23 protein-coding genes are annotated in these 26,502 nt (G+C 60.4%); 11 read left to right on the top strand and 12 right to left on the bottom strand.

Going from position 1 to position 26,502, the window contains the following annotated elements; translation table 11 throughout:
- Positions 1-25: 25 nt before the first annotated feature.
- Entirely contained in the window at positions 26-1,447 is a 1,422-nt protein-coding gene (locus tag EAH74_RS02280; protein WP_140675497.1) for a PLP-dependent aminotransferase family protein, read from the bottom strand.
- Between the two features lie 179 nt (positions 1,448-1,626).
- Here EAH74_RS02280 and EAH74_RS02275 point away from each other — a divergent pair, with 179 nt between their 5' ends.
- Positions 1,627-1,872: a DUF1127 domain-containing protein gene (locus EAH74_RS02275; protein ID WP_140675494.1), complete on the top strand. Its 246-nt coding sequence runs from the start codon at positions 1,627-1,629 to the stop codon at positions 1,870-1,872.
- Between the two features lie 124 nt (positions 1,873-1,996).
- On the opposite strand, the gene EAH74_RS02270 is transcribed toward EAH74_RS02275, so the two are convergent.
- Complete coding sequence (locus tag EAH74_RS02270) at positions 1,997-3,310, bottom strand: NAD(P)/FAD-dependent oxidoreductase (RefSeq protein WP_140675491.1); 1,314 nt, start codon at positions 3,308-3,310, stop codon at positions 1,997-1,999.
- Between the two features lie 147 nt (positions 3,311-3,457).
- Here EAH74_RS02270 and EAH74_RS02265 point away from each other — a divergent pair, with 147 nt between their 5' ends.
- Complete coding sequence (locus EAH74_RS02265; protein WP_007947437.1) at positions 3,458-3,811, top strand: YkgJ family cysteine cluster protein; 354 nt, start codon at positions 3,458-3,460, stop codon at positions 3,809-3,811.
- A gap of 92 nt (positions 3,812-3,903) precedes the next feature.
- Here the strand turns inward: EAH74_RS02265 and EAH74_RS02260 are convergent, their stop codons facing one another.
- Positions 3,904-4,392, bottom strand: coding sequence for an Lrp/AsnC ligand binding domain-containing protein (locus EAH74_RS02260; RefSeq protein WP_003206849.1), 489 nt, complete (start codon positions 4,390-4,392; stop codon positions 3,904-3,906).
- 157 nt (positions 4,393-4,549) lie between these two features.
- Between EAH74_RS02260 and dadA the strand changes: the two genes are divergently transcribed.
- The 6 genes from dadA (at position 4,550) to EAH74_RS02230 (ending at position 10,686) form a co-directional block, all read left to right on the top strand.
- Positions 4,550-5,854: a D-amino acid dehydrogenase gene (gene dadA / locus EAH74_RS02255; RefSeq protein WP_123367170.1), complete on the top strand. Its 1,305-nt coding sequence runs from the start codon at positions 4,550-4,552 to the stop codon at positions 5,852-5,854.
- Positions 5,826-6,179, top strand: a complete 354-nt coding sequence (locus EAH74_RS02250; protein WP_008150191.1) for a RidA family protein — start codon at positions 5,826-5,828, stop codon at positions 6,177-6,179. Before dadA ends, EAH74_RS02250 begins: the two co-directional genes overlap by 29 nt.
- A gap of 102 nt (positions 6,180-6,281) precedes the next feature.
- Positions 6,282-7,355 (top strand): alanine racemase, encoded by a 1,074-nt coding sequence (gene alr, locus EAH74_RS02245; RefSeq protein ID WP_140675488.1) that lies wholly within the window; start codon positions 6,282-6,284, stop codon positions 7,353-7,355.
- Between the two features lie 127 nt (positions 7,356-7,482).
- Entirely contained in the window at positions 7,483-8,031 is a 549-nt protein-coding gene (locus EAH74_RS02240) for a cupin domain-containing protein (RefSeq protein ID WP_008150195.1), read from the top strand.
- A 181-nt stretch (positions 8,032-8,212) separates the two neighbouring features.
- Complete coding sequence (locus EAH74_RS02235) at positions 8,213-8,629, top strand: c-type cytochrome (RefSeq protein WP_140676142.1); 417 nt, start codon at positions 8,213-8,215, stop codon at positions 8,627-8,629.
- A 134-nt stretch (positions 8,630-8,763) separates the two neighbouring features.
- Positions 8,764-10,686 (top strand): acetyl-CoA hydrolase/transferase C-terminal domain-containing protein, encoded by a 1,923-nt coding sequence (locus EAH74_RS02230; protein WP_140675485.1) that lies wholly within the window; start codon positions 8,764-8,766, stop codon positions 10,684-10,686.
- Between the two features lie 128 nt (positions 10,687-10,814).
- Here the strand turns inward: EAH74_RS02230 and EAH74_RS02225 are convergent, their stop codons facing one another.
- Together EAH74_RS02225 and rep are read right to left on the bottom strand one after the other, a co-directional pair.
- On the bottom strand, positions 10,815-11,387 hold the full coding sequence (locus tag EAH74_RS02225) for a xanthine phosphoribosyltransferase (RefSeq protein WP_020799401.1): 573 nt from the start codon (positions 11,385-11,387) through the stop codon (positions 10,815-10,817).
- 56 nt (positions 11,388-11,443) lie between these two features.
- Positions 11,444-13,453: a DNA helicase Rep gene (gene rep / locus EAH74_RS02220; RefSeq protein ID WP_123367140.1), complete on the bottom strand. Its 2,010-nt coding sequence runs from the start codon at positions 13,451-13,453 to the stop codon at positions 11,444-11,446.
- Positions 13,454-13,716: 263 nt separating this feature from the next.
- Between rep and EAH74_RS02215 the strand changes: the two genes are divergently transcribed.
- Entirely contained in the window at positions 13,717-15,390 is a 1,674-nt protein-coding gene (locus tag EAH74_RS02215; RefSeq protein ID WP_140675482.1) for a putative bifunctional diguanylate cyclase/phosphodiesterase, read from the top strand.
- A 108-nt stretch (positions 15,391-15,498) separates the two neighbouring features.
- Here EAH74_RS02215 and EAH74_RS02210 read toward each other — a convergent pair whose 3' ends face one another.
- Positions 15,499-16,896, bottom strand: a complete 1,398-nt coding sequence (locus EAH74_RS02210) for a NorM family multidrug efflux MATE transporter (RefSeq protein ID WP_140675479.1) — start codon at positions 16,894-16,896, stop codon at positions 15,499-15,501.
- Between the two features lie 159 nt (positions 16,897-17,055).
- Here EAH74_RS02210 and EAH74_RS02205 point away from each other — a divergent pair, with 159 nt between their 5' ends.
- Both EAH74_RS02205 and EAH74_RS02195 read left to right on the top strand, forming a co-directional pair.
- Positions 17,056-17,976, top strand: a complete 921-nt coding sequence (locus tag EAH74_RS02205; RefSeq protein ID WP_140675477.1) for a LysR substrate-binding domain-containing protein — start codon at positions 17,056-17,058, stop codon at positions 17,974-17,976.
- Positions 17,977-18,159: 183 nt separating this feature from the next.
- Positions 18,160-20,136, top strand: coding sequence for a methyl-accepting chemotaxis protein (locus EAH74_RS02195; protein WP_140675474.1), 1,977 nt, complete (start codon positions 18,160-18,162; stop codon positions 20,134-20,136).
- A gap of 138 nt (positions 20,137-20,274) precedes the next feature.
- Here the strand turns inward: EAH74_RS02195 and EAH74_RS02190 are convergent, their stop codons facing one another.
- Genes EAH74_RS02190 through EAH74_RS02165 form a run of 6 tightly spaced genes read right to left on the bottom strand, consistent with a single transcriptional unit; the run spans position 20,275 to position 26,498 of the window.
- Positions 20,275-21,705, bottom strand: coding sequence for a vWA domain-containing protein (locus tag EAH74_RS02190; protein ID WP_140675471.1), 1,431 nt, complete (start codon positions 21,703-21,705; stop codon positions 20,275-20,277).
- A 57-nt stretch (positions 21,706-21,762) separates the two neighbouring features.
- Positions 21,763-22,269, bottom strand: a complete 507-nt coding sequence (locus EAH74_RS02185; protein ID WP_129440031.1) for a hypothetical protein — start codon at positions 22,267-22,269, stop codon at positions 21,763-21,765.
- Between the two features lie 4 nt (positions 22,270-22,273).
- On the bottom strand, positions 22,274-23,008 hold the full coding sequence (locus EAH74_RS02180) for a hypothetical protein (protein ID WP_140675468.1): 735 nt from the start codon (positions 23,006-23,008) through the stop codon (positions 22,274-22,276).
- A 47-nt stretch (positions 23,009-23,055) separates the two neighbouring features.
- Complete coding sequence (locus EAH74_RS02175; RefSeq protein WP_140675465.1) at positions 23,056-24,600, bottom strand: SUMF1/EgtB/PvdO family nonheme iron enzyme; 1,545 nt, start codon at positions 24,598-24,600, stop codon at positions 23,056-23,058.
- Positions 24,590-25,813, bottom strand: coding sequence for an ABC transporter permease (locus tag EAH74_RS02170; RefSeq protein WP_140675462.1), 1,224 nt, complete (start codon positions 25,811-25,813; stop codon positions 24,590-24,592). The genes EAH74_RS02175 and EAH74_RS02170 overlap by 11 nt, the downstream gene beginning before the upstream one ends.
- Positions 25,797-26,498, bottom strand: coding sequence for an ABC transporter ATP-binding protein (locus EAH74_RS02165; protein WP_140675458.1), 702 nt, complete (start codon positions 26,496-26,498; stop codon positions 25,797-25,799). Before EAH74_RS02165 ends, EAH74_RS02170 begins: the two co-directional genes overlap by 17 nt.
- Positions 26,499-26,502: the final 4 nt, after the last annotated feature.

Below are 26,502 nucleotides of genomic sequence, written 5' to 3'. Positions count from 1 at the left end.
ATGGAGGCCGGATGGCGGAGAAAGGTCAGTCGGTTTCCGCCAGAAGTTTTATCGCCGCCGCGCCGACCTTACGCACCGCTTCTTCGATCTGCGGGGTTGTTTTTGCAGCGTAGTTCATGCGCAGGCAATTGCGGTACTTACCCGAAGCGGAAAAGATGCTGCCGACGGCAATCTGTACGCCTTGGTCGTGCAGCGCACGATTCAGTTTCAGGGTGTCAAAACCCTCCGGCAGCTCGACCCAGAGCATAAAGCTGCCCTGAGGACGACTGGCGCGGGTACCGGCCGGAAAATAGCGGCTGACCCAATCGATCATCACGTCGCGATTGCGCTGGTATTGGGTGCGCATCCGCCGCAAATGCGGTTCGAAATGTCCAGCCTTGAGGAATTCGGCAATCGCGATTTGCGGTTGCGGCGCGGTAGAGCCGGTGCTGATGTATTTCATGTGCAGCACCCGTTCCAGATACCGTCCCGGCGCCACCCAACCGATACGCAGCCCCGGCGCCAGGGTCTTGGAAAAGGAACTGCACAGCAGGACGCGGCCATCTTCGTCGAAGGATTTGATCGTACGCGGGCGCGGGTAGGTGTAGGCCAGTTCGCCATACACATCGTCCTCGATGATCGCCACGTCGAAGCGCTGTGCGAGTGTCAACAACGCGCGTTTGCGCGACTCCGGCATGATGTAGCCCAGCGGGTTGTTGCAGTTGGGGGTCAACTGTATGGCCTTGATTGGCCATTGCTCCAACGCCAGTTCGAGGGCATCGAGGCTGATCCCGGTGAGCGGGTCGGTGGGGATTTCCAGAGCTTTCATGCCCAGGCCCTTGAGTGTCTGCATGGCGCCGTGAAAGCTTGGCGAGTCCACGGCCACAATGTCGCCCGGCTCGCAGATGGAGCGGATGCTGGTGGACAGCGCTTCGTGACAACCGGTGGTGATCACCAGGTCGTTGGCACTCAACTGGCAGCCGGAATCGAGCAGCAGACGGGCAATCTGTTCGCGCAGTTCGAGGGTGCCATAGATGTTGTCGTAATACAGACCGGGCATGTCCTGCCGCCGGCTGATTCGCGCCAGGTTGCGCAGCAGCGGTTTCATGGTCGGCGTGGTGATGTCCGGCATGCCGCGACCCAGTTGCACCACATCCTTGCGTGGCACCGCGCGGATCAGTTCCAGCACTTGATCCCACTGGGAAATATCCACTGGCCGCTGTGCCGGGCGGCCAATGGCCGGAAGCTCCGGCAGTTCACGACCCACCGGTACGAAGTAGCCCGACTTGGGTTTGGGTGTCGCCAGGCCGCTGTCTTCCAGCACGCGATACGCCTGCTGCACCGTGCTCAGGCTGACGCCGTGCTCAACACTCAACGCCCGCACCGACGGCAGCCGGTCGCCGGGGCGATAGAAGCCCTGTTCGATACGCGTGCCGAGCAGTTCGGCGAGGTTGACGTAAAGGGTCATGGTGCAGTCTCGGTGTGGGTGATTCGGTTGACCAGTACAGATGGGTCGAAAATATGAGATTCAGACGCTGAAAGGCAAAATCTGTATGGAGTTAATACAGCCTCTTTGAATCTGTAATGCTTTTCGCCGTCGACGCATCATGAAAGCTCTGGCTACCCAAGTAAACAGGAGCAATCAAAATGAACGGCTTGAGCGATGTGCGGCTGACATTACACAGTCAGGAACTGGCGGCAGGGCAAAACAACGGCGCACGCGAGGCGGTCATGCGCAACGCACCGTCCGGCCTGAGTCGCTGGGGCCTGTTCTGGCATCGTCTGCACACGCGCAAGGCATTGCTGGAGCTCACGACTGAGCAGCTCAAGGACGTCGGGTTGAGTCGGGAGCAGGCGCGGGAGGAGGGGCTTAAACCGTTCTGGCGGATCTGAGTCTTGCGGTGTTCTTTGAACCGATTCGCGAGCAGGCTCGCTCCCACAGGGGATTTGTGAACGACACAGGTCCTGTGGGAGCGAGCCTGCTCGCGAAGGCGTCGGTACAGACGCTGGAAATCCCTCAGACCAACTCTTTGAGACGATGCCACAACATCCCCAACGCCAACAGCGGCGAGCGCAAATGCTTACCGCCAGGGAACGTGATATGCGGCACCTTGGCAAACAGATCAAACCCTCCACTCTGCTGACCACTGATAGCCTCAGCCAACAACTTCCCGGCCAGGTGCGTGGCATTCACGCCGTGACCGGAATAAGCCTGGGCGTAATACACATTCGGTTGATCCTTGAGTCGCCCGATCTGCGGCAGACGGTTGGCGCCGATGCCGATCATCCCGCCCCATTGATAGTCGATCTTCACCCCGGCCAGTTGCGGGAAAACCTCCAGCATCTTCGGCCGCATGTAGGCGGCGATGTCGTTCGGGTCGCGACCTGAATAATGGCAGGCGCCGCCAAACAGCAAGCGGCGGTCCGCCGAGAGCCGGTAGTAATCCAGCGCGACCCGTTGATCGCAGACCGCCATGTTCTGCGGCAGCAGTGAGTGTGCCAGCGCTTCACTCAAGGGTTCGGTGGCGATGATGTAGCTGCCGGCGGGCAGCACCTTGCCGCTGAGTTCGGGATTGAGTTCATTAAGGTAGGCGTTGCAGCCCAGCACCAGCATCTTGGCGCGAACCGAGCCTTGGGCGGTATGGACCTTGACCTCGGGGCCATAATCGATGCGGGTGACTGCCGATTGTTCGAACAGCTTCACCCCCAACTGCTGCGCGGCGGCGGCTTCGCCCAATGCCAGGTTCAGCGGATGCAGGTGCCCTGAGCCCATGTCGATCAAACCGCCGACGTAACGATCGGAACCCACTACGGAATGCATTTCACTGGCTTGCAGCAGACGGGTTTCGTAACGGTAATCGAGACTGCGCAACTCATCGGCGTCTTCAGCGAAACCTTCGAGGTCGCGGGGTTTGTTGGCCAGATCGCAATAGCCCCACGTGAGGTCGCATGGGATCTGAAAACGCTCGACGCGCTGTCGGACGATTTCCACCGCTTCCAGGCCCATGAGTTTCATCTGGCGCACGCCGTCCGCACCGACCACGTTGGCGAACTGATCGAGGCCATGGCCGACGCCACGAATCAACTGTCCGCCATTGCGTCCGCTGGCGCCCCAACCGATTTTGTGAGCTTCGAGCAGGATCACATTGAAGCCGCGTTCGGCCAGTTCGAGCGCCGTGTTCAATCCGGAGAACCCGCCACCGACCACGCACACGTCAGCCACCAGGTCGCCTGTGAGCACCGGATGATCGGGCTGCGGCAGGCTGCTGGCGGCGTAGTAAGAAGCAGGGTGCTGGTGGTTCGGGGCAGGTTGCTGAGCACGGGCATTCATGTGCGTGATCCTGATTCTTGTGTCTAGAAAATTTGACGGAGCATAAGCCGGACCTTCGGACACGGGCAACACTGGTCGGTTGGTGCTGTCTGGATCGGGGCTTTTACGTCAGAATCCCGCTCTATTCCGCTTTTGGTCACCGCTTCGATGAGCTGCAACAGTCAGAAAATTCGCACGCTGCGGCAGCAGATCCCCTCGTTCGAGTGCGTGCCCGGCTGCCATGACTGCTGTGGGCCGGTGACCACCTCACCGGAAGAAATGTCCCGCCTGCCGCGCAAGACCCGGGCCGAGCAGGACGCTGCGATGGATGAGCTCAATTGCGTTCACCTCGGGCCCAATGGCTGCACCGTGTATGACGAGCGGCCGCTGATTTGCCGGTTGTTCGGCACCACCAAGACTTTGCCGTGCCCAAATGGGCGGGGGCCGGTGGAGCTGATTCATCCGCGGGTCGAGAAGCAGATTCACGAGTACATGGCTTCGACGCGGCAGGTGCTGGTTTAAGCGTCGCCAGTTAAAAGATCGCAGCCTTCGGCAGCTCCTACATGGAATGCGTACACCTGTAGGAGCTGCCGAAGGCTGCGATCTTTTGATCTTCAATCCGGAATCGGCAGGTTCAAGCTCTCTTTCACCTCTTCCATCACGATGTAGCTCTTGGATTCGCGCACATGCGGCAGCTTGAGCAGGATGTCGCCCAGCAGTTTGCGGTACGAGGCCATCTCGGAAATCCGCGCTTTCACCAGATAGTCGAAATCCCCTGACACCAAATGGCACTCCAGCACGTGTGGAAGCTTCAGGACCGCGCGTCGGAACTCTTCGAAAGTATCGCCGGATTTGTAGTCGAGACTGATCTCGACGAATACCAGAAGACTACCCTTGAGGTGCTGCGGATTGAGCCGGGCGTTGTAGCCCATGATGATCCCTTCGCGCTCCAGCCGCCGGACCCGCTCGGTACACGGCGTGGTCGAGAGCCCGACCTTTTCCCCCAGCTCGGTGAAGGAGATACGCCCGTCCGCTTGCAGGATCCGCAGGATGTTGCGGTCGATCTTGTCCAGCTCACGTTTGGTCTGAGTGTTGGTACGCATAGGGGATGCGCCTCCGTGAAAAGCGTTTTTGCCGAGAATTCTCGCCAAATATAGGCACTTATATAGTGAAAAGCACTGCCTAATCTTTTTTACACTGCGCACATCAATGCTCGACAACTACGAACGTCAGCGGCAAGCCGCGATGAGGGATATGAAAATGCGCGTTATGGTCTTGGGTAGCGGCGTCATCGGTACTACCAGTGCCTATTATCTGGCGCGTGCCGGGTTTGAAGTGGTGGTCGTGGACCGTCAGCCGGCAGCTGCCATGGAGACCAGTTTCGCCAACGCCGGGCAGGTTTCGCCGGGTTATGCCTCGCCGTGGGCCGCGCCGGGCGTGCCGCTCAAGGCCATCAAGTGGCTGTTGCAGCGCCACGCACCGCTGGCGATCAAGGCCACCGCTGACATCGACCAATACCTGTGGATGGCGCAGATGCTGCGCAACTGCACCGCCAGCCGTTATGCGGTGAACAAAGAGCGCATGGTCCGCCTGTCCGAATACAGCCGTGACTGCCTCGATGAATTGCGCGCCGAAACCGGCATTGCCTACGAAGGCCGCAGCCTCGGTACTACCCAACTGTTCCGCACCCAGGCCCAACTCGACGGCGCCTGGAAAGACATCGCCGTGCTGAAAGAGTCCGGCGTGCCGTTCGAACTGCTCGACCGCGCCGGCATTGCCCGCGTTGAGCCGGCGCTGGCCAGCGTCACCGGCATCCTCGCGGGTGCCCTGCGCCTGCCGAACGACCAGACGGGCGACTGCCAGATGTTCACCACCAAGCTCGCCGAGATGGCTGCGAATCTGGGTGTTGAATTCCGCTTCGACCAGGACATTCAGCGTCTCGACTACGCCGGTGATCGCATCAACGGCGTATGGATCGATGGCAAGCTGGAAACCGCTGATCGCTATGTGCTGGCCCTGGGCAGCTACTCGCCGCAACTGCTCAAGCCGCTGGGTATCAAGGCGCCGGTGTATCCGCTCAAGGGTTATTCCTTGACGGTGCCGATCACCAACCCGGCGATGGCCCCGACTTCGACTATCCTCGACGAGACCTACAAGGTCGCGATTACCCGTTTCGACAACCGCATCCGCGTCGGTGGCATGGCTGAAATAGCCGGTTTTGACCTGTCGCTGAACCCGCGTCGGCGTGAAACCCTGGAGATGATCGTCAACGACCTCTATCCTCAGGGCGGCGATCTGGCCCAGGCGAGTTTCTGGACCGGTCTGCGTCCGACTACGCCGGACGGCACGCCGATCGTGGGTGCTACGCCGTTCAGCAATCTGTTTTTGAACACGGGTCACGGCACGCTTGGTTGGACCATGGCGTGCGGTTCCGGTCGCTTGCTGGCCGATCTGATGGCGAAGAAAACGCCGCAGATCAGCGCCGAAGGCCTCGATATTTCCCGTTATGGCAAAAAAATTCAGGAGTCCGCAAAACATGTCAATCCAGCGCCAGCTCACCAATGAGCGCATGAGCCAGATCGTAGTCCACAGCGGTACCGTGTATCTGGCAGGGCAGGTCGGCGACGATATGAACGCCGGGATTGAACAGCAGACCCGTGAAACGCTTGCCAACATCGAGCGTTTGCTGGATTTGGCCGGGACCGACAAGAGCCGTTTACTGTCGGTGACGATTTACTTGAAAGACATTGATGCGCACTTTGAAGGCATGAACGCGGTCTGGGACAAGTGGCTGCCAAAAGGCGTCGCACCGGCCCGTGCCACTGTTGAATCGAAGCTGTGCGAACCGGAAATCCTGGTTGAGCTGTCGGTAGTCGCCGCTCTGCCATAAACCCGTCAGAAAGATCCCTCTCCCGGTGCTGCTACTGGCGGTTCACGCCGTCAGCCAGCGCCGGTTTTTCTTCCCCAATGACCCGACCAGAAGTCTGCCGCCATGCGTCCTGCCCGTGCCCTGATCGACCTTCAAGCCCTGCGTCACAACTATCAAATCGCCCGTGAAGTCACGGGGGCCAAGGCCCTCGCGGTGATCAAGGCCGATGCCTACGGCCATGGCGCGGTGCGCTGCGCCCAGGCGCTGGAAGCCGAGGCGGACGGGTTTGCCGTGGCCTGCATCGAAGAAGCGTTGGAGCTGCGAGCCGCGGGCATTCGTGCGCCGGTGTTGCTGCTGGAAGGTTTTTTCGAGGCCGATGAGCTGTCGCTGATCGTCGAGCATGACTTCTGGTGCGTGGTGCATTCGCTGTGGCAGCTCGAAGCCATCGAGAACGCTGCACTGAGCAAGCCGATCACGGTCTGGCTCAAACTCGATTCGGGCATGCATCGGGTGGGCTTGCATCCAAAGGATTATCAGGCGGGCTATCAACGGCTGCTGGCCAGCGGCAAGGTCGCGAAGATTGTACTGATGAGCCACTTCGCCCGGGCCGATGAGCTGCACAGTCAGGCCAGTGCCGAACAGGTTGCTGTGTTCGAAGCGGCGCGCCAGGGCTTGTCGGCAGAGGTCAGCCTGCGTAACTCGCCGGCAGTGCTTGGTTGGCCGCAGATTCCAAGTGATTGGGTTCGCCCGGGCATCATGCTCTACGGCGCGACTCCGTTTGAAGAAGCCAATGCCGTGGCGTCCCGCCTGCAACCGGTGATGACCCTCGAATCGAAAGTGATTTGCGTGCGTGAACTGCCGGCTGGCGAGCCGATCGGTTATGGCGCCAAATTCATCACCCAGAAACCGATGCGCGTGGGCGTGGTGGCCATGGGTTACGCCGACGGCTACCCTCGTCAGGCACCGACCGGTACGCCAGTGATGGTTGCCGGGCAGCGCAGCCAGTTGATTGGCCGGGTGTCGATGGACATGCTCTGCATTGACCTGACCGATGTGCCGCAAGCCGGCCTTGGTTCGACCGTCGAGTTGTGGGGCAAAAACATTCTCGCCAGTGACGTGGCTGCGGCCGCGGGCACGATTCCTTACCAGATATTCTGCAACCTGCGCCGGGTGCCAATGCTCTATTCCGGGGCTTAGGTCAAAGCGTCCCGACCGAAAGTCGCTTCACCGAACAGGATTCAGGTCCAAGTGTTGTAAATACTGAACGCTGTCGCCATGATAACGCTCAATATTCCAACAACCTGAATCCCTGGAGGCTCCAGCATTGGACGTCGGTGAACGACTGCAATCCATCCGTAAGCTCAAAGGACTTTCCCAGCGTGAACTCGCCAAACGCGCGGGCGTCACCAACAGCACCATTTCGATGATCGAGAAGAACAGCGTCAGCCCCTCGATCAGTTCGCTGAGGAAGGTACTGGGCGGGATTCCCATGTCCATGGTCGAGTTCTTTTCCGAAGAGATCCTGCAGGAAAAACCGACTCAGATCGTCTACAAAGCCAACGAGCTGATCGATATTTCCGATGGCGCGGTGACCATGAAACTGGTCGGCAGGGCTCATCCGAGCCGGGCCATCGCGTTCCTCAACGAAATCTACCCGCCAGGCGCCGACACCGGTGACGAGATGCTCACCCATGAGGGCGAGGAAACCGGGATTTTGCTCGAAGGTCGACTTGAACTGGTGGTAGGGCTTGAAACTTTTGTGCTTGAAGCCGGCGACAGCTACTACTTTGAAAGTACTAAACCGCACCGTTTCCGCAATCCGTTCGATGCGCCAGCGCGACTAATCAGCGCAGCGACTCCAGCGAATTTCTAAGAAAAGAGGCGTCCCGCGAGCATTGCGCAGGTGCCCGAGTTGTTTTTCCGCCACGCATAAGACCCCTCCGACTTTAGGGTTGTTTCAGTGTGGCGGGCTTACCGTTATACTTGCGCCCGCCTGCGAACCGTGGCCGTGGGCGTGACTAGCCACCATTGAGGGTGAACGCGTGAATCTAATTATGAAAATGCTGGCCGTACCAGCAACCGTATTGGCCCTTTGGGCAGTCGGCGCACAAGCTGCGACCAACGACGAAATTGCTAAACGCCTTGAGCCGGTCGGCCAGGTTTGCGTTCAGGGTAAAGAGTGCAAGGGGATGGAAGTCGCGGCATCTGCTGGCGGCGGTGGTGGTGCCAAAACTCCTGACGAAGTGATTGCCAAACACTGCAACGCTTGCCACGGCACCGGCCTGTTGGGCGCGCCGAAAATCGGTGATGCCGCCGCTTGGGGCGAGCGCGCCAAGAAAGAAGGTGGTGTTGACGGCCTGCTCGCCAAGGCTATCTCCGGTCTCAACTCGATGCCGCCAAAAGGCACCTGCGCCGATTGCGCAGACGCCGAGCTCAAAGGCGCCATCCAGAAGATGTCCGGCCTGAAATAAGCCTTCATCTTCATCAAAAAGCCGCTTTCGAGCGGCTTTTTTGTGCGTGCGATTTACGGCTGAGACTGTTCATTGCAGCAAAGACGCGGCAAGCTCGGTCCAACCCCAATTCACGGAATGTAAGGGAGGATCAGATGGTGCAGCTGTGTTCTATCGAGCAAGCGGTCGATGATGTCTTGGCACGGTTGCCGGCGCATATCCACATGGGCCTGCCCCTCGGTCTGGGCAAACCCAACCACTTCGTCAACGCGCTGTTTCAACGCATCGCGCAGTTGCCCGAACGGCAGCTGACGATCTACACCGCGCTATGCCTCGGTCGTCCAGCGTTGGGCGACGGTTTGCAAAAGCGCTTTCTCGAGCCCTTCATCGAGCGGGTGTTTGGCGATTATCCGGAACTGGATTTCCTGGCCGACCTGCATCGCGACAGCCTGCCGTCCAACATCCATGTTCAGCAATTCTTCATGCAGCCCGGCAGCCTGCTCCACAGCGCACAGGCCCAGCAGGATTACGTCAGCAGTAATTACAGCCACGCCGCTCGAGACATCAACGCCGCCGGATTGAACCTGGTGGCGCAATTGGTGGCGAGCCACAGCGAGCACCCCGACCGCCTGAGCCTGAGCTGCAACCCGGACATCACCCTCGACCTGTTCCCGATGATTGCCAAGCGTCGGGCGGCGGGGGAGACGATCCTGCTGGTGGGGCAGGTGCACAACGATTTGCCGTACATGCCCGGCGATGCTGAAATCGGTATCGACACGTTCGACCTGCTGATCGACGAGAAGGACAGCACCACGCTGTTCTCCACGCCGAACATGCCGGTGGGCTTCCAGGATCACTTCATCGGGCTGCACGCCAGCACGCTGGTGCGCGACGGCGGCACCTTGCAGATCGGCATCGGCGCCATGGGTGATGCCCTGACCGCTGCGCTGCTGGCGCGGCAAGCTGACAATGTCGGTTACAAGGCATTGCTGGCGGATATCAATCTCAGCCAATGGGCACAACTCATCGACCGCGAAGGCGGCGTCGAACCTTTCGCCAAGGGCCTTTACGGTTGCAGCGAAATGTTCGTCAACGGCTTGCTGGTGCTGGCCGACGCCGGGATCGTGCGGCGCAAGGTCTATCCGGATGTGCCGACCCAGCAACAGGCGAATGCCGGCACGCTGGATGAAGCCGCGCAAACTGACGGCATTTCGGTGCATGGCGGTTTCTTCCTTGGGCCGCGCAGTTTCTATGAGCGCCTGCGCGAGCTGCCGCACAGCAAGCGGCTCGAATTCAATATGACCCGCATCAGCTACATCAATGAGCTCTACGGTCAGGAAGAACTCAAACGCTTGCAGCGCCTTGATGCGCGTTTCATCAACACCGTGTTTACCATGACCTTGCTGGGTGCAGGCGTGGCCGATCAGCTCGAAGACGGGCGAGTGCTCAGCGGTGTCGGCGGGCAATACAACTTCGTAGCGCAAGGGCATGCACTGGAAGGGGCGCGTTCGGTGTTGCTTCTGCGCAGCTGGCGCGAATCAGGCGGTGAGGTCAGTTCGAACATTGTCTGGGAGTACGGCCATTGCACGATCCCGCGACACCTGCGAGACATCGTGATCACCGAGTACGGCATCGCCGATCTGCGGGGCAAGACCGATGCGGCGGTGATCGAGGCGTTGCTGAATATCAGCGACTCCCGTTTTCAGCCGGGGTTGATCGAACAGGCTCAGGCAGCCGACAAGTTACCGAAGAATTTCCGTATTGATCCACGCTTCGCCGACAACAGTCCGCAGCGCTTGCAGGCCATTCAGGCACGGCATCCGCAGTTGTTTCCAGAGTATCCGTTGGGCTGTGATTTCACCGCTGAGGAGAAGGATCTATTGCGGGCGCTGAATTGGCTGAAGAGCAAGTTCAAGCTCACGGAGATTCTGGAACTGGGCAAGGCAGCGCTCGATGCGCCAGAGCCTTCATCGTTTCCCGAGCATCTGGAACGGATGCAGCTGACCAGCCCGGAAGGGCTGAAAGAGGATTTGTTTCAGCGGCTATTGCTCACCGGCCTCAAAGCCACCGCGCCATAACAGCCAACACAAAACAACTGTGGGAGCCAGCCTGCTGGCGATGGCGTCGTGTCAGTCAAAACCTTCATGACTGACAGACGGCCATCGCCAGCAGGCTGGCTCCCACAGGGGAAATGCGGTGTTGCGGGTTACTCGATGAAGGTTACGACACCGCCAGCCAGCGACTGAACGCGGGCCAGGGATTCAACGCGATAACCCTGAGCATCCAGTTCCGCACGGCCGCCCTGGAACGACTTCTCGATCACGATACCCAAACCCGCGACGGTAGCGCCGGCCTGTTTGATGATCGAGATCAGCGCTTGCGACGCCTTACCGTTGGCCAAAAAGTCATCGATGATCAGCACGCGATCGCTGCTGGTCAGGTGGCGCGGGGAGATCGCCACGGTGCTTTCGGTCTGCTTGGTGAACGAGTAAACCGTCGCCGACAGCAGGTTTTCGGTCAGGGTCAGGGACTGATGCTTGCGCGCAAAAATCACCGGTACGCCGAGGTTCAGACCGGTCATGATCGCCGGCGCAATGCCCGAGGCTTCGATGGTGACGATCTTGGTGATGCCCGAATCCTTGAACAGCGTGGCGAATTCGTCGCCGATCAGCTTCATCAGGGCCGGGTCGATCTGGTGGTTCAGAAAGGCGTCGACTTTCAGGACCTGATCGGAAAGCACGATGCCTTCTTCGCGAATTTTCTTGTGCAGTGCTTCCATGAAGCTTTCCTCTAAGGACGGCTGTGCGTCTAAGGCTGGTTAAAAAGTAGTCGATTCTAGCGCTTTAACATCGCGCGTATATCCGCCAATGCGGTATTCCCGCGAACGGCTTTGACTTCAACCGGTGTGTCGTCGTTGCCTTCCCAGGCCAGGTCGTCCGGCGGCAGCTCATCAAGAAAGCGGCTCGGTGCGCAGTCGATGATCTCGCCGTATTGCTTACGCTTGGCGGCGAAGGTGAAGGCCAGCGTCTGGCGCGCTCGGGTAATTCCGACGTAGGCCAGCCGACGTTCTTCTTCGATGGTGTCGGCTTCGATACTGGAGCGGTGCGGGAGGATTTCCTCTTCCATGCCCATGATGAACACGTAGGGGAATTCCAGACCTTTGGAGGCGTGCAGGGTCATCATCTGCACACCTTCGGCGCCGTCTTCCTCTTCTTGCTGACGTTCCAGCATGTCGCGCAGGACGAGTTTGCCGATGGCGTCTTCGACGGTCATCTCGCCTTCTTCGTCTTTTTCGAGGGTGTTCTTCAACGCCTCGATCAGGAACCAGACGTTACCCATGCGGTAATCGGCGGCCTTATCGCTGGAGCTGTTGGTGCGCAGCCAGTTCTCGTAGTCGATGTCCATGACCATGCTGCGCAGCGCCGAGATCGGGTCTTCGCCGGCGCACTGCTCGCGGACCTTGTCCATGAAGCGCTTGAAGCGCGACAGTCGATCGGTGAAGCGCGTATCCAGATGCTCGCCCAAACCGATTTCGTCGGTGGCGGCGTACATCGAGATTTTGCGTTCGGTGGCGTAGTTGCCGAGCTTTTCCAGCGTGGTCGAACCGATCTCCCGACGTGGGACGTTGATCACCCGCAGGAAGGCGTTGTCGTCGTCCGGGTTCACGATCAGGCGGAAGTAGGCCATCAGGTCCTTCACTTCCTGACGTCCGAAAAAGCTGTTGCCGCCAGAGAGGCGATACGGAATCTGGTGGTGTTGCAGCTTCAGCTCGATCAGCTTGGCCTGGTAGTTGCCGCGGTACAGGATCGCAAAATCGCTGTACGGCCGGTCCGTGCGCAGGTGCAGGGTCAGCAATTCCACGGCCACACGCTCGGCTTCGGCGTCTTCGTTGCGGCAACGGATCACGCGAATCTCGTCGCCGTGGCCCATCTCGCTCCACAGCTGCTTTTCGAACTCGTGCGGGTTGTTCGAGATCAGCACGTTGGCGCAGCGCAGGATGCGGCTGGTGGAGCGATAGTTTTGCTCCAGCATCACCACTTTCAGGGACGGGTAATCGTCCTTGAGCAGCATCAGGTTTTCCGGGCGAGCGCCGCGCCAGGCATAGATCGACTGGTCGTCATCACCCACCACGGTGAACTGGTTGCGCGTGCCGATCAGCAACTTCACCAGCAAATACTGGCTGGCGTTGGTGTCCTGGTATTCGTCCACCAGCAGGTAGCGGACTTTGTTCTGCCATTTTTCGAGGATGTCGGCGTGTTCCTGGAACAGCTTCACCGGCAGCAGGATCAGGTCGTCGAAGTCCACCGCGTTGAACGCCTTGAGCGTGCGCTGATAGTGGGTGTAGACGATGGCGGCGGTCTGTTCCTTGGGGTTGCGCGCGTTTTCCAGGGCTTCGGGCGGCAGGATCAGGTCGTTTTTCCACGAGCCGATCATGTTCTTGATCTCGTCGACGCCGTCGTCGCCCGAGTATTCCTTCTGCATGATGTCGGTCATCAGGGCTTTGACATCGGTCTCGTCGAAGATCGAGAAACCTGGCTTGTAGCCCAGCCGCACGTGTTCCTTGCGGATGATGTTCAGTCCCAGATTGTGGAAGGTACAGACGGTCAGGCCGCGGCCTTCGCCGCCCTTGAGCAAGGTGCCGACCCGTTCCTTCATCTCCCGCGCGGCCTTGTTGGTAAAGGTCATGGCGACGATGTACTGGGCGCGGATGCCGCAATTCTGGATCAAGTGGGCGATCTTGCGCGTGATCACGCTGGTCTTGCCGGAGCCTGCACCGGCGAGCACCAAAAGAGGGCCGCCGACGTAGCTCACGGCTTCTTGCTGCCGGGGATTGAGTCGGGACATACGAAATCAGGGAGTCGTTTGCGAAATGGGCCGGCATTTTAACAGGCTCAGCGATTTGTGCTGCTCTCTCCGACTTGTGACGCAGCACGCTATCTATATTTGCCGGTTTTGATACTTTCACGCAGGATGCGCGGTGAATTTGCGTCTAATGTTCGTAATTCAAGATACAAAGCCGCGTTTGATAACCGAGGTCATTTGGTCATTGGTTACCGGCGCTGCATAATGCCCGCCGCCTACATCTTTGCAGAGTCTAGGGAGCTAGCTTGTCTACGCCTGTCGAACCCTTGCGTTTGCTGCTACTGGCCGAAGAGCCAGCGTGGGCAGCGTTGTTGCGCGAGTGTCTGGCTCCGATGGGGAGCTCGACCGTGCTCATCAGCGCACCGAGCTGGGAGTCAGTCAGCAGTCTGTTCGATGACAACCGCAACGCGGTGTTGTTGACGATTCCAGCGCTTCAACCTCTACCTGGCCGTTGCAGCCTGCCGACGGTATTGCTGCTCGAGCACGAGCCACTGGCGCCGCCCGATGGGGTGAGCGACTGGCTGGTACGCGATCACCTTGATCCCGGCATGTTGCGCCGGTGCCTGCGGCATGTGCGCGAGCGTGGCGTGCTGGAAAACACCCTGCAGCGCCTGGCTGAGCAAGACCCGCTCACCGGCATCGCCAATCGCCAGGGTTTCCAGACCTTGCTGGCGGCGCGCCTGGCGGAAAACGACGGCCGCGGCCTGGCCCTCGGTCACCTTGATCTCGACAACTTCCGTCACGCCAACGATGCCCTCGGTCACCAGGCCGGTGACCGGTTGATCCTGCAAGTAGTCGCGCGGCTGAAAAGCCAGCTTGAGGCCGGCGATCAGCTGGCACGACTGGGCAGTGATGAGTTCGCCCTGCTGATCGACACCCGCCGTGCGCCTCAACGCGCCGAATGGATGGCCGAGCGCATTACCGAAGCGCTGGCCGAGCCTTACTGGGTCGACGGCGAAAGCCTGTTGATCGGTTCCAGCCTCGGTATTGCCCACGCCCGGGCCCAGGCCGGCGCCGACCCGCTGATGTGGCACGCACACATCGCCATGCAACAAGCCAAAAGTACTCAGGGCTGTACCTTTCACATCTTCAACGAACGCATCAATCGCAATGCCCGCAGCATCGCCGATCTCGAAAGCGAGCTGCGCCGGGCGTTGCGCCGGGATGAACTGGAACTGCATTACCAGCCTCGCCTGAACCTTGAGGACGGGCAGATCGTCGGCCTCGAAGCCTTGGTGCGCTGGCGCCATGGCGAGCGCGGCTTGCTGCCACCCAGTGAGTTCGTGCCGCTGGCCGAGCAGAGCGGTTTGATCGTGCCGCTGGGTTACTGGGTGATTTCCCGCGCCTTGCGCGACATGCAAGCGTTGCGCGAACGGGGTTTGCCGGCGTTGCACATGGCGATCAACCTGTCGTTCCGGCAGTTTCAGGACAGCCAATTGTTGTCGACCCTGAGCCGGCTGATTACCGAGCGCGGTGTCGAGGCGCAATGGCTGGAATTCGAACTGACTGAAACCGCGGTGATGCGCCGCAGCGATCTGGTGAAGCAGACCATGGATGCCCTGGGGCGTCTGGGTGTGCGCTTTTCCCTGGACGACTTCGGCACCGGTTTCTCTTCGTTTGTGCACCTCAACAGCCTGCCGATTACCTTGCTGAAGATTGATAAGAGCTTTGTCGGCGGCATGGAACAGCGCGAAGAAAATCGCAAACTGGTCCACGCGATGATCAACCTGGCGCACAACCTCAATCTTGAAGTGGTCGCCGAAGGCGTAGAAACGCCGGAGCAACTGGATCTGTTGCGCGGGTTTGGCTGCGATCAGGTGCAGGGATATTTGATCAGCAAGCCGTTGCCGTTGGCGGAGTTGGTTGAGTATTTGAGCTTTGGCAGCAGTCAGCAGCCCGCCCTGGAAATCGTGAGCTAACCACGAACAAATGTGGGAGCGAGCCTGCTCGCGATAGCGGTGTGTCAGTTGACATAGTTATTTACTGACAGACCGCAATCGCGAGCAGGCTCGCTCCCATAGGGGGTCTCAGTCAGGCTGGGCGACCGGGAAACTATTCCGCGGCGCAGGCTCCTGCCGAATCATCCGCTTCATCTTCCACTCAAACGCCAGCGTCAGACTCACCGCCGCGCACGCCAGCCCCAGCGCCAATCCCCACCAGACGCCTGTCGGCCCCCAATTCAAATGGAAGGCCATCCACCAGGCGGCCGGCGCGCCGATCAGCCAATAGCACCCCAAACCCACCAGGAACGTGGTCTTGGCATCCTTGAGCCCGCGAATGCAGCCCATGGCGATGGTTTGCGTGCCGTCGAACAGCTCGAACCACGCGGCGACTGCCAACAGGCTCACGGCCAGGTTGATGACGTCGCGAAACGCCGGGTCGTTGTGGTCCAGGAACAAACCGATCAACTGATTCGGCAGCAACCAGAAGACCATGGCGAAGGCAAGCATCGCCGCCGCGCCAAAAGCGATGCCGACCCGTCCGGCCAGCCGTGCATTCAGCAGCTGCCCGGCGCCGTAGTGCTGCCCGATGCGCATGGTGATCGCATAGGAAATCCCCGCCGGAACCATGAACGCCACCGAGACGATTTGCAGGGCAATCTGGTGTGCGCCCATTTGCGTACTGCCCATGGTGCCCATGCACAGCGCGGCGAACGCAAACAGTCCGACTTCCACCGCGTAGGTGCCACCAATCGGCAGACCCAGGCGCCACAGTTCCTTGAGGTATTGACGGTTAGGTCGCGACAGGCCTTGGCGCAAGGGATAAGCGTCGTAAGCCGGATGTCGACGGATGTGCCAGGCCAGCGCCAACGCCATGCAGTTGGCGACAACAGCGGTCACCAGCCCGATGCCCATCAACCCCAGTTTCGGCAGACCGAACATGCCGGTAATCAAGGCGTAATTGAGCAGGAAGTTGGCCACGGTGCCGCCGAGGCTGATGACCATCACCGGTGTTGCCCGGCCGATGGCGCTGGTAAAGCCGCGCAGGGCCATGAAGCTCAGGTAGCCGGGCAGGGCGAACGGCAGGATCAACAGGAACTGCCCGGCCGCGTGGACGTTGGTTTCGGTCTGGCCGAACAGCAGCAACACCGGTTTGAGGTTCCACAGCAGCAGCCCGGCCACCAACGCCATCAACCACGCCAGCCATAACCCGGCCTGGGTCAGCCTGGCGGCGCCGACGATATCGCCCGCACCCTGACGGATGGCCACGAGGGTGCCAACCGCGGCGATCACGCCAATGCAGAAGATCGACACGAACGAGTAAGTTGCTGCGCCCAGGCCGCCACCGGCCAGCGCCTCTGGACTCAGGCGCGCCATCATCAAGGTGTCGGTGAGGACCATCAGCATGTGCGCCAACTGCGAGGCAATCAACGGCCCCGCCAGCCGCAGGATGGCCCAGAGTTCGGTACGTGCTGGATGCTGCATGGTCATCACGCTCGATAATTAAAGAGGGACAGGAAAGCGTCGATTCTCGGCGCTCTCCGGGGTTTGCACAAAGGGATAAAAAGGATGGGTTGCATGATTCAAACTCATGCTGGAGAGTTTCTGCTAGGGTGACCGAACCCCGCTATAGGAGCTTTCCGAATGTCCCGTCGTCTTCCTCCCTTGTATGCCCTGCGCGCATTCGAAGCGGCGGCGCGGCACAGTTCGTTTACCCGTGCGGCCGAAGAATTATCGATCACCCAAAGCGCGGTCAGTCGGCACATTCGTACGCTAGAAGAGCATTTTGCCTGTCGGCTGTTTCACCGCAGCGGGCGCAACCTGCAACTGACCGAATCGGCGCGGTTGATCCTGCCCGGCATTCGCGAAGGCTTCACCGCCCTGGAGCGGGCCTGCAATACCTTGCGCGCCGAAGATGACATCCTGCGCATGAAAGCACCGTCGACCCTGACCATGCGCTGGCTGCTGGCACGGCTCAGCCGCTTTCGGCACCTGCAGCCGGGCAACGAGGTGCAATTGACCAGCGCCTGGATGGACGTCGACTCGGTGGACTTCAACCATGAACCGTTCGACTGCGCCGTCATCCTCAGCAACGGGCATTTTCCGCCGGACTGGGAGGCGAGTTTCCTGTTCCCGGAAGAGCTGATTCCAGTCGGTGCGCCGAATCTTCTGCAGGATCAACCGTGGGATGTCGCGCGGCTGGCCAATGCCGAACTGCTGCACCCGACACCGGATCGTCGCGACTGGCGCAATTGGCTGGAACGCATGGGGTTGGCGGATCAGGTGTCGCTCAAGGGCGGGCAGGTGTTCGACACGCTGGAACTGGGCATGATCGCCGCCGCCCGAGGTTATGGCGTGTCCATGGGCGATCTGCTGATGGTGGCGGAGGATGTGGCTCAGGGACGTCTGAGTCTGCCGTGGCCGACGGCCGTCGCCAGCGGTGAGAAATATTACCTGGTCTGGCCGAAAACCCGCCCCGGAGGTGAGCGTTTGCGCAGGCTCAGCGACTTCCTGCAAGGCGAAGCCCGAGCCATGGAATTGCCCGACGTTCAACACTTGGGCTGAATCGATAGAGCCGCCGCAATGGCGGCCTTGAGCCATATCCCGGTTAATTACTCAAGTATTCCGTTTTCCCGCCGAAAATGCAGGTGGAACCTTCGTGCAGGTTCGACGCAATTCCCATTATTAGAATTTTGCTGAGTGTGCAGCCAGATCAAGGAAGATCCGGTCGCTCGGCCAGGAGCTGTCATGTCTCAACCTCGTGCCCGGATCGCCTCACAGCTTGGTCTTGCGCTTGCCGTGATACTGGCGATTGTCATCAGCGGCAGTACGGTGTTCGCCCTGCGTTCGCTGGACACCGCCAACCTCGCGACCCGCGAAGAACACCTGGCCAGTGAAGCCCGTTTGCTGGCTGATCAGTTGAGCACCTTTCACGGCACGTTGCGCGAAAGCACCCAGCGCTTGGCCGGTCTGTTCGAGAAACGCTTCAGCGCAGGGTTGAGCGTGCATCCGGACGAGCCGGTGGCCGTGGCGGGCACTCAGACCCCGGGCCTGCACCTGGGCAGCGAAGTGCTGAACAACAACTTCAAGGAAGTGGACGAGTTCAAGCAAATGACCGCCGGCGTTGCGACTGTGTTTGTGCGCAGCGGCGAAGACTTCATTCGGGTCAGCACGTCCCTGAGCAAACAGGACGGCACCCGAGCCATCGGCACGCTGCTCGATCACGCGAACCCGGCCTATGCCCGCTTGATGGCGGGGCAGGCCTACGTCGGACGCGCCTTGCTGTTCGAACGCTCCTACATGACTCAGTACACCCCCGTACGTGACAGCGGCGGTAAGGTGATTGCTGTTCTATTCGTAGGATTCGACTACACCGACGCGCAGAACGCGCAGTTTGCCAACCTCAAGCGCTTCCGTATCGGCCAGACCGGCTCCCTGGCGTTGCTCGATGACCAAGGCAAATGGCTGGTGCCGATCGCGGGCGTACAAGCGCTGGATCAGGCGACGCCGACCATCGTTGGTTTGGCGAAAACGCCGGGCAAGGGCGAGTTCTGGAGCGACAAGTCCGAAGATTTCTACAGCATTGCCGTGCCGTTTGAAGGCGGCCCGTGGTCGGTGGTGGCGAGCATGCCGAAAACCGAAATTCGTGCCGTGACCTGGAGTGTCGGCATTCAATTGGCGATTGGCAGTCTGCTGGCGATGTTGATCGCTGTGGGAGCGGCGGTCTGGCTGTTGCGCAGCAAACTCGCGCCGCTGGGTGATCTGGTGCGTCAGGCCGAAGCCTTGGGCGCCGGTGATTTGAGCGTGCGTTTGAACGTATCGAGCAATGACGAAATCGGTCAGTTGGCCCGCGCGTTCAACCAGATGAGCCAGGCGCTGTCGACCATGGTCGAGCACATCCGCAAGGCCTCGCAAGAGGTCAACAGCCGTGCCCAGGCCTTGTCCGGTCTGTCCGGTGGCGCCTATGAAGGGATGGAGCAGCAGTCGGGCGAAATCACCAGCATGGCCGGCGCCGTGGAAGAGTTCAGCGCAACGTCCCTGAACATTGCCGACAACATGGGCAGCACTCAGCGTCTGGCTCAAGAAAACGCACAGCAAACCCAGATCGGTCGCACGTCGATGGACGAAGCGTCCTCGTCCCTGGAACAAATTGCTGGAGCGCTGAACAGCACGGCGACGGTGATCAATACCTTGGGTCAGCGCTCCCAGGAAATCGGTGGCATTGTCGGGGTGATTACCTCGATTGCCGATCAAACCAACCTGCTGGCGCTGAATGCCGCCATCGAAGCCGCCCGTGCCGGTGAGCAGGGGCGTGGTTTTGCCGTCGTGGCCGATGAAGTTCGTAACCTGGCCTCACGCACTCGCGAAGCGACCGACGAAATTTCCGGCATGATCCAAAGCATTCAGCAGGAAACCGGTAACGCCATCAGCACCATGGAGCAGGGCAACCTGTTGATGCAGGAAGGCCTGTCGCGCAACGCCAACGTGGCTTCGGCCCTGGCGCGGATCGATGAGCAAAGCCGCTCGGCCGGTCAGCAATTTGCGGCGATCACCACCGCGACCCAGGAGCAGAGCAGCACCGCGACATTGCTCAGCAGCAACCTGCAAAGCATTGCATTGGCCAACAGTGAGCAGCGCGAAGTGGTGTCGAACCTGGCCGTGACGGCCAAAGAGTTGGAGAAGCTCGCGGCGGACTTGCGTCACGAGGTTGACCGGTTTCGTTGAGGCGCCTCTGAAATAGCTATCGTCGGAACGCCGCCCGGAGCCGGCTCGCTCCCACAGGGTTTTGTGTCGATCACAAATCCAGTGTGGGAGCGAGCCTGCTCGCGATGGGGTCACCTCAATTCAGGATCTGTTCCCAAGTCAGTTGCACTTGGCATTGCTGGACACTTCCTTGGTTGCCTGTTTCAGCTGGCTACCCAGCTCCGCCGCATTGGTGCTGTTGTAAACCCGGCCACCGGTGTTTTCAGCGATGCAACGTGACGGGCCACCGGCACCGATTTTCACCACGTTGACCCGCAGGCGCGGCTGTTCCTTGGCGATTCGGCGGGACACCGCGCAAGCGTCTTTCTGACAACCGTCCTCACCGTCGACAAACATCACGATCACTGCATCGTTATTGCGTCCGTCGACCGTGCTGGCGGCGTAGGCCAGGCTGTCGGCCAGCGGGGTGCCGTCGTCGGGAACCAGACCGCGAATCCCGTTGATCAACCGCTGACGATCGCCAAACTTGAACACGCCCTGGTCCGGTGTTCTTTCGCAACCGGCGAAGGTGATCAGGCGCGTGTTGATCTTCGGGTCCAGTCCATTGATCATGCCGGCCAGCGAGTCCTTGGCGACGTCCATGCGGCTGGGCTTGGCGAAGATCTGCATGGTGCGGTTCGGGTCCAGGTACTTGTTCATCTCATTGCCGAAGAACCAGTCCTCGTCGGCTTTCACCGACTTGATGTTCAAGTCCATCGAGCCCGAGGTGTCGAGTACTACCACAAATTGCGGGGGCACGGCATCAGGCGCTTTTTTGCGGCATGCGTAGTTGTCCAGCGTCGGGGCTGGAGGTGGCGGCGGTGGTGGTGGCGGCGCGGCCACGACCGGTTTTGGTGGTGGGACCGGCTTGGGTGCCGGCACTGGTGCTGGTTCGGGCACGGGCTCTGGTTCCGGAGCAGGTTCCGGTTCCACGACAGGCTCGGGAACAGGCTCAACCGGTTTCTCGGCGGGCGTCACCACGGGCGCAACCGGCGCAACCGGTGGAGCCACGACAACCGGCTCACGGTGCAAGAACCACCAAAGCCACAGCGCCAGAAGCAGCAACAACAACGCGAGCAAGGCCGCCGCGATCCACCAGCCACGACGCGATGGCGGAACAACCGGCACCAGCGGAACAACCGGCGGTACGATCGGTTTGGGCGGGCGCTGGTTCCAGCGCACCACCAATGGCTCACCGTTGAGGCTGTAGAGTTTGTCCAGCTCCGGTGTGCCGAGCAGGCTGCGCAGGTCTTCGGCTTCCGTCGGTTGACCGCGTCTTTGCAGTTCGTCCGCCAGCTGTCCGAGGGACGTCTGGCGCACTTCATAGGTTTCCAGCAAACGTCGTTGCGCGTCCTCGTTGAGGTCAGCGTAGGGCGTAGGTTGCCCACCCAGTTCGGTCCACCATTCCAGCACGTCGCCGCTGCCCATCCGCGGGATGGCAAAAAGGCTGGCGACGGTCGGCGGAAAGTGTTTCTGGATGAGGGCGACTTTGGCTTGCAGCGCACTCATCCCCTCCGGTGTGGCTTGCGCATCCCTGATGACCCGCTGCATGACGACGATTCCTGAAAAAAGTGCAGGCCTCCATCAGGAGGCCTGCGGGGTGAAAAGTTACTCTTCGTAGCCGAGGCTGAATTGCAGCTGATTGACCTTCTTCTGCAACGCCTTCAGCTCTTCCTGCTTGGCCTTCAGCGTCGCTGGAGTGGCTTTGGTCGTTGGCGCAGCCTGCGAAGCCTTGAGTTGCTGCTCAAGCCCGGCAATCTGCTTCTGCACCTGGCTTTCATTGCCATGCCGTGCTTTGAGCGAGGTCAGCAGCTGCCCCAGCGACTGATTCAGCGCCGCCTGGGATTTCTGCTGGCTGGCCAGGTCGGTTTTGGTGCTCAGCTGCTGGGCCTGAATGTTCTCGTACACCTGACGGAACATTGCGTTTTGCTGACGGGACTCGCTCAGGGCCAGTTCCTTCTGCTTGACCTGATCGCTGTAGCCACCGGAGTAGTCGCAGTTCATCTTGGTCAGCATGCTGCTGTCGCGATTGGTCGCATCGCATTCGCCCGGCTTGGTCGCGCAACCGCTCAAGGCCAGGACGGCGGTGAGGACCGCCAGTTGTCGTAGCGTCATGTGCTTAGCCCAGGGTGATTGCAGAGCGTTGGCTGTACAGACCGTCGACTTCCTTCTGCAGGGCGGCGACTTTCTGGTTCATTTTCATAATGTTCATGTCCACCTGCTTGATCTCGGCGCCGGCGGCGCCTTGTGCACGCTCGGCGTCTGCCACTTTGGTGTACTCGGTGACTTTGATGCGCATGTTGCCGAGGTCTTTACGCAGGCGTGCGATGTTCGAATCGATCTCGGCGATTTGCACCTGGGCCTTGGCCTTGTCGACTTTCTTGTTGGCGATGTCCTTTTTGATCTGGGCGATTTGCGCCTGGTCATCCTTGATCACTTGCTGAGCGGTCGCGGTACGGGCGATCACGTTCTGGGTGTCTTGTTCGACGTCGCTGTTCATTTTAGCCAAGCGGGTGGTGGTGTCGGCGTATTCGCTGCGACGCTGATCCAGATAGTAGTTCGCACCCATGGCCACGCCGCACGCGGTAATACCGGCGGCGACGGCGCACACGGCTTTGTTGTTGCTGTTGGACAGCGCGCAAGCGAGGATGCCGACACCGGCGCCCATGGCGCAGGCCTGATAGCCGGACTTGCTGAAGAACTCTGAATCTTGGCCCTGGGTCAGGCGCGGGTCGGCCCCCTCGTTGTCGCCGAGCATGGAGCTACCGGTGTTGGCGCAACCGGTCAGCAGCAGGCTGCCGGCCAGTACGAAAGCGATCTGTAGCTTGAAGCGAGTCCAAAGGCTGCGCGACATGGTGAAACTCCTCGGTGACGGTGTTGACGTGTTGTTATTAAGGTGAGTTATTGAGTAACGGTTTTGCAGCTGTTCAGCCAGGCTTCAGTGTCGATCTTCTGCTTTTGCAGGAACGCCTTCTGATTGGCCCAGTGGGTGCGCAAGTAAGGTTTGAGGTCTTGCAGCTGTTTGTTGCGGGTGATGATTTCTTCCATCACCGGGACTTGCGTTTCAAGCAATGGCTGGCCGTACAAGGTCGCCGATTCCACCAGACTGCTGGCGTAGTAACGGCTGAGTTTGTGCAGGCGATCCTTCTGCTCGTCGAGCTTGCCTTTGCGCATGTCGCAACTGGCGTCTTTGTCCGCGCTTTCGCAGTTGAGCTTGTAGTTCTTTTGCAGGAAGTCCACGTACTGGCCGTCGTCGAGCATCTTGGTGCACAGGAATGCGCCCAGGTTGAGGCTGGCGCGAATCGCCTGGTCGCGGGTTTCTTCCTGCTGCTGGTTGCTGGCGCGCAGCTGGTTCTCCAGGGCCTTGAGTTTTTCCTTGAGGGCTTTGTCTTCGACGCCCGAGGCCAGGCTGTTCAGGGATTGCACCGTGCCTTTGTCGGCGGATTCGGCTTCCTTGCTGCCGGTGCCGAGTTTTTTCCAGCTGCTTTCGATGCTGGCGACCCGTTCGCGAGACGTCAGGGTCGGCGACACCATGACCAGGCGCAGGCCGGTGGTTTTGTTTTTCACCTGGCCGTCGGCGTTGTAATACGGCTCTTCCTTGCGCAACGCCGTGCGCAGGTCGGCCTGGGCGGTCAGGTAGTTGCCGCCACGGACCACATAGCCGCCGGCCTGACCGTGCTGGCGATCAAGTTTGTTCAGGCGAAACGGCTCGAACATCATTTCGTCGACGTTGCCGAGCATGTCGTGCAGACCCAGCGGGTTGGGCTTTTGCAGGCCGGATAACTGCACTTTGCCGTTGGACGATTGCGCCCCGGCGAACCACTCGTAGGCGTTGATGCCGTCCGGCATCGGGTAGTGTGTATCACGGAATTCCGCGGCACCGACTTCCAGCCCGCCGCGCGCGGCAAACTCCCACTCGACTTCAGTCGGCAGGCGCAGGAAACCCTGTGCGCCGTCTTCCTTGGGCAACTTGTCGGCGGCGTTTTTGCGCAGCCACAGGTTGTACTTGTCGGCGGCGTCGATGGCTTGTACCCAGCTCACTGCGGTTTGCGGCACGCGCATTTTGGTGGCGGCGGTGGGGCAGGTTGCTTCGGTCAGCGCAGCGTATTGCAACTGACTCATTTCGTATTTGGCCATCAGGTAGTAGCGGGACTTGTCGTTCTTGGCCCCGGTAAAACTGCCGGCGATAAAGGTCGGGCGGGTCTGTTCGACGTAGCCATACTCCGCGCCGTCCTGACCAATATTGATCGGGTAATCGTCGAGCGGCCCGGCCACCGGAATAAACACCTTGCGAAATACCATCGAGCCTTCGCAGGGCATCGGCAACACCACGTCGGCGGCGTCCGGCATCGGGTTGTAAAACTTCTCCTCCCAGCCCGCCGCCGAGGCGTCGAGCAGGTAGCCGAGGCTCAGGGGCAACAGCAAGCCAAAACGTTTATAGCTCACGCAGACTCTCCGCAGGTTGGATGTTGATGGCTCGCAGGGCACCGATCACGGCCACCAATGCAGCGACCAAAAAAGTCAGGAGCAGGGCGGCAAGGCCATGCCAGACAGTGATGTGGCAAACGAAGGTGCCGGTGGCCTGGCTGCTGCCGAGCAAGTAGTCGAATAAATGGCTGCCGACGGCATAAAACCCCAGCCCGCCGACGTAGCCCGCAAGGCTCAGCACCAACGCCTGCAGGACCACGAAACCGCCGACGGCCCTGCGCTTGAAACCCAGCAGACGCAAGACCGCCAGGCTTTTGCGCTTGCGGTCGATGTTGGCCAGGAATGCGCCGACCATCGACGCCACGCAGCCGATCAGTGCGGCCACAGCGATCACGCCGAAGATCAGCCCCAGCACATGGTTGATGGCTTTGACGTTGTCGATGTCGGCCAGCCGGCTTGAGGTTTCGATGTGTTGTTCGTTGAGCCAGTGCTCCAGCGGCGCGACCTGATCGATGTCGCGCGCATAGACGCGGGCGCGGGCGTACAGCGGTTGCAGATCGCCCAGAGGCTTGCCGGTGATAACGCCGAACGCCCTGACCTGATAACCGTCGCGAAAGCGCTCCAGATCCAGCAGCAGCGGCGGGGCGACAAACCCGGCCGCGCGGCCGAAGCGGGCGCCGTCGAGCACCGCCAGCACTGTCAGTGTCATTTCGCCGCGCTCGTTAACACCTTCCAGACGGCGCAAGGCTCGCAGCTGCACACTGTCGCCGACCTTGGCCTGCAAGCGCTGCGCGGCGCTGGCGCTGAGGATCACTTGATTGCCAACGGGGGTAAGCGACGCCAGGTTCAGTTGTGGGTCGCCCGGTTGCGTGGCAATGATTTCCGCGCCTTCGACAAACCGTTGCATGCCGATCAGCAGGTCAGCCTGGGTATTGAGCGAACGCGTCTGGCCGAGGGCAAAACCGGTTTCGGGGCGCAGGCGCAAACGCTCGATCCAGGCCGTGTCGTAGTTGCCGTTGCTGAGCATCTTCACTTCAAGGTTGCGCGGGTCGCGCAGCAGTTCGTCCTGCAACTGGCTGACCACCCCGTGCTTGAGCCCGAACAGCAGCAACAACGGCGCAATCACCGCCACCAGGGACGCGGCGATGCACAGCGAGACCTTGCGGTCGTGCCAGAGGTCTTGCAGCGCCAGTGAGCCCAGCAGGCGCAAGCGATCAGTCCATCGGTTCAAACAGTGTCTCTCCCTGACGGCTGATGGCGCCGAGTCGCGGCAAGCCGAAATCTTTCAGCAAGGCCCAGTCATGGGACACAACGAGCGCGCTCAGGCCCATGCTCGACACCAGGCTCAATAGCAACTCGAACAAGCGCCGGGCGCTGTGGGGGTCGAGCGCGGCGGTCGGCTCGTCGGCCAACAGCAACAGCGGTTCATGGGCAATGGCGCGCACGCAGGCAACGCGCTGACGCTCGCCGATCGACAAGGCCTGGGGTTGTTTATCCAGCAACCCTTGCAGGCGCAACACGTCAACCGCATGGTCGATGTGCTCGCTCTTTGCCGGCATCCCGAGCAACCGGCGCGGCAGGCTGATGTTATCCCGCACGCTCAGGAACGGCAGCAAGCCGCCGCTCTGCAAAATGAATCCCAAGTGCCGTGAACGCACGGTTGCAAGCGCCGGCTGGTCGTCAGTGGCCAGCAGTTGGGCAATGTCTTGAGCGTGCGCCGCGCCCAGGCGAAAGCGCTCGAGTTCAATCGGCGCGAGCAACAGGCCGATGGCTTCGAGCAACGTGCTTTTGCCGCTGCCGCTCTCGCCGGTGATGGCGAGGATTTCTCCGGCACCGACCTGCAAGTGCGGCAGTCGCACGTGATGAGCCTGTGCGCCTTCACCACGGCGCACCAGCAGGTTCTTGATATCGAGCATCGGC

This window comes from Pseudomonas mandelii (assembly GCF_006438925.1).
Lineage (GTDB): Bacteria > Pseudomonadota > Gammaproteobacteria > Pseudomonadales > Pseudomonadaceae > Aquipseudomonas > Aquipseudomonas mandelii_C.
The sequence above is the reverse complement of the archived record's forward strand: the minus strand, read 5'-3'. Positions and strand labels throughout refer to the sequence as shown.

Coding starts and splice junctions, on each gene's coding strand:
- EAH74_RS02275 (WP_140675494.1), top strand. CDS start 1,627: ATGAACGGCTTGAGCGATGTGCGGCTGACATTACACAGTCAGGAACTG.
- dadA (WP_123367170.1), top strand. CDS start 4,550: ATGCGCGTTATGGTCTTGGGTAGCGGCGTCATCGGTACTACCAGTGCC.
- EAH74_RS02195 (WP_140675474.1), top strand. CDS start 18,160: ATGTCTCAACCTCGTGCCCGGATCGCCTCACAGCTTGGTCTTGCGCTT.
- EAH74_RS02205 (WP_140675477.1), top strand. CDS start 17,056: ATGTCCCGTCGTCTTCCTCCCTTGTATGCCCTGCGCGCATTCGAAGCG.
- EAH74_RS02235 (WP_140676142.1), top strand. CDS start 8,213: ATGAAAATGCTGGCCGTACCAGCAACCGTATTGGCCCTTTGGGCAGTC.
- EAH74_RS02250 (WP_008150191.1), top strand. CDS start 5,826: ATGTCAATCCAGCGCCAGCTCACCAATGAGCGCATGAGCCAGATCGTA.
- EAH74_RS02165 (WP_140675458.1), bottom strand. CDS start 26,498: ATGCTCGATATCAAGAACCTGCTGGTGCGCCGTGGTGAAGGCGCACAG.
- EAH74_RS02230 (WP_140675485.1), top strand. CDS start 8,764: ATGGTGCAGCTGTGTTCTATCGAGCAAGCGGTCGATGATGTCTTGGCA.
- EAH74_RS02185 (WP_129440031.1), bottom strand. CDS start 22,269: ATGACGCTACGACAACTGGCGGTCCTCACCGCCGTCCTGGCCTTGAGC.
- EAH74_RS02225 (WP_020799401.1), bottom strand. CDS start 11,387: ATGGAAGCACTGCACAAGAAAATTCGCGAAGAAGGCATCGTGCTTTCC.
- EAH74_RS02265 (WP_007947437.1), top strand. CDS start 3,458: ATGAGCTGCAACAGTCAGAAAATTCGCACGCTGCGGCAGCAGATCCCC.
- EAH74_RS02260 (WP_003206849.1), bottom strand. CDS start 4,392: ATGCGTACCAACACTCAGACCAAACGTGAGCTGGACAAGATCGACCGC.
- alr (WP_140675488.1), top strand. CDS start 6,282: ATGCGTCCTGCCCGTGCCCTGATCGACCTTCAAGCCCTGCGTCACAAC.
- EAH74_RS02180 (WP_140675468.1), bottom strand. CDS start 23,008: ATGTCGCGCAGCCTTTGGACTCGCTTCAAGCTACAGATCGCTTTCGTA.
- EAH74_RS02270 (WP_140675491.1), bottom strand. CDS start 3,310: ATGAATGCCCGTGCTCAGCAACCTGCCCCGAACCACCAGCACCCTGCT.
- EAH74_RS02190 (WP_140675471.1), bottom strand. CDS start 21,705: ATGCAGCGGGTCATCAGGGATGCGCAAGCCACACCGGAGGGGATGAGT.
- EAH74_RS02210 (WP_140675479.1), bottom strand. CDS start 16,896: ATGCAGCATCCAGCACGTACCGAACTCTGGGCCATCCTGCGGCTGGCG.
- EAH74_RS02280 (WP_140675497.1), bottom strand. CDS start 1,447: ATGACCCTTTACGTCAACCTCGCCGAACTGCTCGGCACGCGTATCGAA.
- rep (WP_123367140.1), bottom strand. CDS start 13,453: ATGTCCCGACTCAATCCCCGGCAGCAAGAAGCCGTGAGCTACGTCGGC.